The organism is Actinomadura sediminis (genome assembly GCF_042675525.1).
Lineage (GTDB): Bacteria > Actinomycetota > Actinomycetes > Streptosporangiales > Streptosporangiaceae > Spirillospora > Spirillospora sediminis.
On record NZ_JBHTJA010000186.1, the window covers coordinates 1 to 7,303 of the forward strand.

Consider the following 7,303-nt stretch of genomic DNA (forward strand, 5'->3'; position numbering starts at 1 on the left):
GGCCCCCGCACCCGACGCGGCCGCACCACCTGCGCCGGCGCCGCCCATGCCGACACCGCCCGCCGCTGCACCGCCCGCACCGCCTGCCGCCGCACCGCCCGCGCCGAGGGCGCCGCCTGCGGCGGTGCTCGCCGGGAGCCCGGCGGCGACCAGGGGAAAGAGAGCGGAGAAGGCCGCGGCGGCCCCGGCAAGGGCGCGGACGCCCCGCTCCTCCCAGTCGCGCCCGTACGCGTCGGACGCCGCCTCCTCCAGGGCCCGGACGAACTCCGCCGCGCCCGCGGGACGTTCCCCGGCCGTCTTGGCCATGCCGCGCTCCACCAGATCGCGGACGGACGCGGGGACGTCGTCGACCGGCGGCGGCGCGGACAGGTGCCCGGCCATCAGCGCCGCGCGGTCACCGCCGAAGGGACGGCGGCCGGTGAGGCATTCGAAGAACACGCAGGTGGCGGCGTAGACGTCGGTGGAGGGGGAGACCGGTTCGCCGCGCCACTGCTCCGGGGCCATGTAGGCGGGGGTTCCGGAGCGGTCCCCGCCGCCCGCGGGGACGGCGATGCCGAAGTCGATCAGCTTGCTCAGGCCGTCGGCGCGCACCACCACGTTCGCGGGCTTGTAGTCGCGGTGCACGACCCCGACGGCATGCGCGGCGGCGAGCCCGGTCAGCGACCCCTTCAGCACGGTCAGCGCCTGCTCGGGGGTGAGCGAGCCGTGCTCGGCGAGCACCCGTTTCAGCGGGACGCCGTCGACCGCCTCCATCACGATCGCCGCGCCGTGCGCGCTCTCCACCAGCCGGTACAGCCGCGCGACGTGCGGGTCCACGACCCGGCCGAGCAGCCCGGCCTCGTGCCGCAGCCGGGCGGTGTCGGCGCCGGCCGCCGCGTCCACGTACTTGATCGCGACCGGGAAGCCCGACGCGGAGTGCCGCGCCAGGACCACGCGTCCCTGCGCGCCCCGGCCGAGTTCCGCGACCTCGTCGAACTCCGTGATCCGCCAGCCGCCCACCGCACGTCCTTCCACAACGCCCGCCCGCTCGATCGATAGGTGAGATACCGGAATTCTGCACCGGGTTTGGACGCCCGCACCCCGTAGACCCGTCCGGCACCGACCGGCTGTCCCCGGTACGGAACCCCGTCCCCTCACGAGGGATGGGGGCGTTCGGCGGCCGACGTCGTCCGGTGGTCGCGGCCCGCCCGCGCGCCTGTGAGGGCCTGTGCCGTGCCTCGGCATCGACTCGACGGCCCTTTGACACGGGGCGCGCTTTCTCCACGGGCGGCGGTTGGTTCGGGTGGAGCCGTGGGGGCGGGCCCGGTGTCGTCCGATGATGCGGCCGCTCACGCGGCTCCCGCGGGTCCGTGGCGGTCCCGGTGGCAGATGATGCCTCGACACGGGATCCCTGCATTACGGGGGGCGCGGCCGGCGGCGGGCTCGCCTGCGCGCCCATCCGCCGGCGGTGGCGTCCGACGGCCTGAAGGCTCAGGTCGGCGGGCAGGTGCTCGGGGTCAGGACGATCAAGGAGACCGACGCCGACGTGGTCGCGCGGACCGTGGGCGGACCGGCCGAGGCCGTCCCGAAGTTCAAGGACGGACGGGTGGCCGCGCCGGTCCGCCCGTGGCTTCCCCGGCAGGGGACGGCCGTCCGCGGACGCCCGCCGGCCGGTGCCTCGTGGCGGCGATGGTTGCGGGCCGCCCGCGCGCCCCTGTCGGCGCGGGCGGCGCAACCGAGCCGGCCCGTGCGCGCGGCCCCGCGCACGGGCCGACGGCCGACCCGGCGCCGCGGCGGAGAAGAGCCGCGGCGAACGGGGGTCATCGGTGCCGGGAGCGGTGGGCCGTCTCCCCGGCGGCGGTCCCGGCGAGGACGGTCGCCGGGACGCGCCCGGGAGCGCCGCGCATGCGTCCGGGAGGTGACGCGGCGGCGTGGGGGGAGGTCGATCGGCTCACGGTGCTTCCTCGGCGGGGTCCGGACGAGATGAAAGTGTTCTAGAGGTCAGAAAACCCTGTCTAGCTGTTTGGGAGAACATCTCAAGATTAGTTGGAGGGGAAATGTCATCAATTCCCGCTGGAGTGTGCGGGAGGTCATTTCGGCGGTGGCGGCGCGGCAGGTAGTAATGTCCGGTCCCGTGCCCCTCGACGAGCTTCTCGACTGCCCGTCCGGACTGCTGGACATGACGTTCGACCAGTTGCGGACGCTGCTCGTCGTGCACGAGACCGGGTCCGCCCTGCGCGCGGCGCGGGCGCTCGGGCGCGAGCAGTCGAGCGTCCAGAAACAGCTCGACACGCTGAACCGCACCAGCCAGGCGCTGTGCGGCGAGGTGCTGACCGTCCGGCAGGGGCGCGGGAAGGACTACCTGTTCACCCCGACGGGCGAAGCGACCGTGGAGCTGGCGCGCGGGACGTTCGAGAACTGGCTGGAGGCCGTGCACCGCAGCAGGCGGCGGCTCGGCCGGATGCTCACCGTGGGGACGACCGAGTTCACGCTGCCCATCGTGTCCCGGGCGTGGAACCGGGTGTCGGAGGAGTTCCGGCAGCGGGAGGTCGAGTTCAAGGTCGCGCACGTGCGGACGAAGGACGTGTGGTCGCGGCTGGAGACGAACCAGGTCGACCTCGTGTGCGGGAGCATCGTCAGCACCCCGGAGGGGGACCGGCGACTCAAGGAGTACGAGGTCGTCGAGTACGCGCGGGGGCAGGCGCTGCTGCTGACGAACCTGCCGGAGCGCGAGCTGCCCGACACGCCGGTGCGGACGAGCCGGCTGCCGGGCGTTCCGCTGGTCCTGCCGCCCGCGGGCCTCGTCGCGGACCTGCTGGCGACCTGGTACGGGCCCAACTACCGGGACCGGTTGAACGTCGTCGCCGACATCGACGACGTGCACTACGGGTTGTCGCTGCTGCGGTCCGGGTTCGTCCGCGGCTGCATGATCGTCACCGGGTCGATCGGCCGGGGGATGGCCGGACGGGACGACCCGGACGCCGTGCCGCTGCGCGCGATCGGGCTCGACGACGACATGGAGCCCCGCGCGGAGCTGATGACCGGCGCGTTCGTCCGCCGCGCGGACCTCGAGCGGTACGGCGCGGACCACCCGCTGAACCGGCTGTGGGAGGCCGTCCGCGAGGACGTCCGCACCTACACGCCGCTGGCCTGACCCGTGCCGACCTGACGGATGCCGACCTGAGGATGCCCGCCTGACGCGTCAGATCTGGTTGTCGACGACGTCGAGGGTGGGGCGGGCGCCGAGGTGCCGCATGGCGCGGGCGGCGAGGCGGCACCCGGCGGTGAGGGCGTCGGCGGGCTGCTTGCCGTCCAGCCAGGGCGGCAGGAACCCGGCGACGAACGCGTCGCCCGCGCCGGTGCCGTCCACGACCTTGTCGACGGGTTCGGCGGCGACGGTGACCGGCTCGGGGCGGCCGTTGGTGTACCAGAGGGCGCCGTCCGCGCCGTCCTTGATCACGACCTGGGGGTACCAGGCGGTCAGCACCTTGGCGGCCTGGTCGGGGGTGTCCCGGCCGGTGAGGACCTCCGCCTCCTTGGCGTTCACGATCAGCAGCCGGGCGCCCTGCGTCCACTCCAGGAAGGGCTCGGCGCCCATCCGCTTGAGCGGGGAGAACGAGCCGCCGTCCACCGAGACCGACATCTGCGCCTTGCGGGCCATGTCCAGCGCGGTGATCGCGGCCTTCCGGGAACCCTCGTTGATCAGCGAGTAGCCGGAGAGGTGCAGGTGGGTGCCCTGGACGAACAGGTCGCCGCAGCGCTCGACGTCCTCGGGCAGCAGCGCGCCGTTGGCGCCGGGGTCCGACAGCATGGTGCGGTCGCCCTTGTGCGTGACCATCACCACACAGGTGCCGGTGGGACGCTCGGCGTCCATGACGAGGCGGGCGTCGACGCCGTACCCCATCATCTCCATGTCCCGGTTCCGGCCCGCGATGTCGGAGCCGCGGCGGCCGACGAAGGCGACCTCGACCTCCTCCACGGCGAGCCAGGCGGCCACGTTGGCGCCCGAACCGCCCCCGTGGGTCGTCACGGCGGCAGGCGTGTCGCTCCCCTTGGCCAGGGGAAACGCGGCACGGGCCACGGTGTCTGTCATCAGATCGCCGACCACGACCACGCGCGTCATGGAGTCATCACCTCGATCAACACGGCCCGCGCGAGCGGCATCCTGGGCGTGGGCTCGACGTTAACAGCTTCCGGCCCCCGATTAGGTCTCGAACGCGCAGCGAAACCGAGGAAGCCGTGTTTTTCCCCACCGCGGGCGACGGGGCGGCGTGCCTTACCCTCGGTTAGGTGACCGAGGGATATCCGGTGCAGTGGGAGGCGGACGTCGTCCTCAGCGACGGCGGGACCGCCCACCTGCGCCCCATCCGGCGCGACGACGCCGAGCTCCTGCGGGTGTTCTACGCCCGGCTGTCCCCGGAGTCGATCTACTACCGGTTCTTCTCCCCGCGCCCCCGCCTGACCGACCGGGAGATCGAGCACTTCACGGGCGTGGACTACGACCGGCGCGTCGGGCTGATCGCCACGATCGGGGAGGAGATGGTGGCGGTCGTCCGGTACGACCGGCTCGCGGACGCGCCGGAGACGGCCGAGGTCGCGTTCCTCGTGGAGGACGCCCATCAGGGGCGGGGGATCGGCGCGGTGCTGCTGGAGCACATCGCGGCGGCGGCCCGGGAACGGGGCGTGCGCCGGTTCGTCGCGAGCGTCCTGCCCGACAACCGGCGGATGACCCGCGTGTTCCGGGAGGCGGGCTACCAGGCGGAGCAGCGGTTCGAGGAGGGCGTGATCGAGCTCGTCCTCGACCTGGAGCCGACGGAGACGTCGATGGAGGTCATGGCGGCGCGCGAGCACCGGGCGGAGTCCCGGTCGATCCAGCGGCTGCTGTTCCCGGGGTCGGTCGCGGTGATCGGCGCGAGCCGCGCGGAGCACACCGTCGGCCAGACCGTCCTGCGGAACCTGCTCGCGGGCGACTTCAGCGGCCCGGTGTACCCGGTGCACCCGACGGCCACGGCGGTCGCGGGCGTGCGCGCGTACGCGTCCGTCCTGGAGATCCCGGACGACGTCGACCTCGCCGTCGTGGCCGTGCGGGCGGACGCCGTCCACGAGGTCGTGGAGCAGTGCGCGGCGAAGGGCGTCCGGGGGCTGGTGGTCGTGTCGTCCGGTTTCGGGGAGACGGGGCCGGAGGGGCGCGCGAGCCAGGAGGAGCTCGTGCGGATGGCGCGCGCGTACGGGATGCGGGTCGTCGGGCCGAACTGCCTGGGGATCGCGAACACCGACCCGGAGGTGCGCCTGAACGCCACCCTCGCGCCGACCATGCCCGGCAGGGGCCCGATCGGGTTCTTCTCGCAGTCGGGTGCGCTGGGCATCGCGATCCTGCAGCGGACGGCCGAGCGCGGGCTCGGGCTGTCCACGTTCGTCTCCGCGGGGAACCGGGCGGACGTCTCCGGCAACGACCTCATGCAGTACTGGGAGGAGGACCCGGCCACGAAGGCGGTCCTTCTCTACCTGGAGTCGCTGGGCAACCCCCGCAAGTTCGCGCGGCTGGCGCGCAGGCTCGGCCGCCGCAAGCCGATCGTCGCGGTGAAGAGCGGGCGCAGCACCCAGGGCGTCCCCATCGGGCACGCCGCGCGCGCTCTCACGCTGCCGGACCACGCGGTCAGCGCGCTGTTCGAGCAGGCGGGCGTGATCCGGGTGGAGGACCTGTCCGAGCTGTTCGACGTCGCCCAGCTGCTGGCCTACCAGCCGCTGCCCGAAGGCGACCGCATCGCGATCATCGACAACTCCGACTCCCTCGGCCTGCTGGCGCAGGACGCGGCGACGGCGCTCGGCCTGCAGGTGCGGCCGCGCATCGACCTGGGCCCCCGCGCGGACGCCGACGACTACGAGGCGGGCCTCGCGTCCGCGCTCCAGGACGACTCGGTCGACGCGGTCGTCGCGCTGTTCACCCCGCCGACGATCGGCGGGTACGACCTGCGCGTCCCCGAGAAGATCCTGCGGCTGGCGGCGGCCGGCCCCAAACCGGTCGTGGCGACCTACCTCGGTTCCGAGGGCATGCCCGTCGACCTGCGCGTCACGACGCCGGACGGGTCGCCGGCCGAGGGCTCGGTGCCGTCGTATCCCGCGCCCGAGGACGCCGTCCGGGCCCTCGCCTACGTGATCCGGTACGCCCAGTGGCGGCGCCGCCCGGCCGGGGACATGCCCGAGTTCGAGGACGCCGACCGGCGCCGCGCCCGGACGCTCGTCGAGGGCTGGCTCGACTCGGGCGCGCCCGTCCACGCGACGCCCGAGCAGGCCGCGGAGCTGCTCGCCTGCTACGGGATCGAGGTCGACCGGGACGACGCCCGCGCCGGGGTCCCGACCCGCATCGTCACCATGGAGGACCCGTCGTTCGGCGCCGTCGTCTCCTTCGGGCTGGCCGACGAGACGGCCGCGCTGCTGGACGACCGCGCCTACCGCCTCGGCCCGCTGTCGGACGTGGACGCCGCCGAACTGATCCGCGCGATCCGGACGGCCCCGCTCCTGCTCGGCCATCGCGGCGCCGAACCGGTGCGGGTGGCGGCCCTCGAGGAGCTGGTCATGCGAGTGTCGCGGCTCGGTTTCGACCTGCCCGAGGTGGCCCGGCTCGAACTGAACCCGGTCGTCGCGGACGGTTCGGGCGCCGCCGTCCGCGAGGTCGCGCTCCGCCTGGAACGCCCGCTCGGACCCCGCCCCGAACTGGGCCCCCGCCGCCTCCGCGGCCCGGACACCGCCCCGATCGCCTGACACCCGCCCGCCGGCCGTCCCGGGGCGAGACCCGGAAGGCCGCCCCCCGGCCCGGCTGCCGCAGGACGAGCCGACGGTCGGAGCACCCGTCCGAACGCGCGAGCGGCACCGCACACCCAGGACCGACACCCCCTCCGCCCGGGCGCCTCCACACACGCAGCCTGGGACACGGACGGCCCGACGCGGGCGGCCTGGGATAGCGGCGGCCTTGTGTGGCGGCCTCGTGCGGGCCGCCCTGCCTGGGCGTCCCCCGCACGGGCGTCCCCCACACGGACGGCCCTGCGCGGGCGGATCTCGCGCGGGCGGATCTCGCGCGGGCGGGCCTCGCGCGGGCGACCTCGCGCCGGTCGGCCGGTCGGCGGGGTCTGCGACGGGCGGTCAGCCGGGTGTGGCGGGGCCCGGTTCCGGTTCGGGGCCGGGTTCGGGGCCCGGCGGCACCGGATCGGGGTCCGGCACGGGCGGGCTCGGGTCGGGTGCGGGGCCCGGCGGGGACGGCTCCGGCGGCCGGCCCGGCGGGACGGGGTCGGGTGCGGGGCCGGGCGGGACGGGGCCCGGCGGCTGC

General features: G+C 74.8%; 5 protein-coding genes. 2 read left to right on the forward strand and 3 right to left on the reverse strand.

Features of this window, described 5'->3' with window-relative positions; genetic code table 11:
* Positions 1–999: serine/threonine-protein kinase (locus ACFQ11_RS36620; RefSeq protein ID WP_378307363.1), on the reverse strand; the 999-nt coding region annotated here is incomplete at its 3' end.
* A 1,060-nt stretch (positions 1,000–2,059) separates the two neighbouring features.
* On the opposite strand from ACFQ11_RS36620, the gene ACFQ11_RS36625 reads away from it, so the two are divergent.
* Positions 2,060–3,133, forward strand: coding sequence for a LysR family transcriptional regulator (locus ACFQ11_RS36625; protein WP_378307365.1), 1,074 nt, complete (start codon positions 2,060–2,062; stop codon positions 3,131–3,133).
* 48 nt (positions 3,134–3,181) lie between these two features.
* Here the strand turns inward: ACFQ11_RS36625 and ACFQ11_RS36630 are convergent, their stop codons facing one another.
* Entirely contained in the window at positions 3,182–4,102 is a 921-nt protein-coding gene (locus ACFQ11_RS36630; protein WP_378307367.1) for a carbohydrate kinase family protein, read from the reverse strand.
* A 167-nt stretch (positions 4,103–4,269) separates the two neighbouring features.
* Between ACFQ11_RS36630 and ACFQ11_RS36635 the strand changes: the two genes are divergently transcribed.
* A complete protein-coding gene (locus ACFQ11_RS36635; protein ID WP_378307370.1) occupies positions 4,270–6,741 on the forward strand; it encodes a bifunctional acetate--CoA ligase family protein/GNAT family N-acetyltransferase in 2,472 nt (823 codons plus the stop codon).
* Between the two features lie 378 nt (positions 6,742–7,119).
* Here ACFQ11_RS36635 and ACFQ11_RS36640 read toward each other — a convergent pair.
* Positions 7,120–7,303, reverse strand: a 184-nt coding sequence (locus ACFQ11_RS36640; protein WP_378307372.1) for a hypothetical protein, incomplete at its 5' end; no start/stop codon positions are given.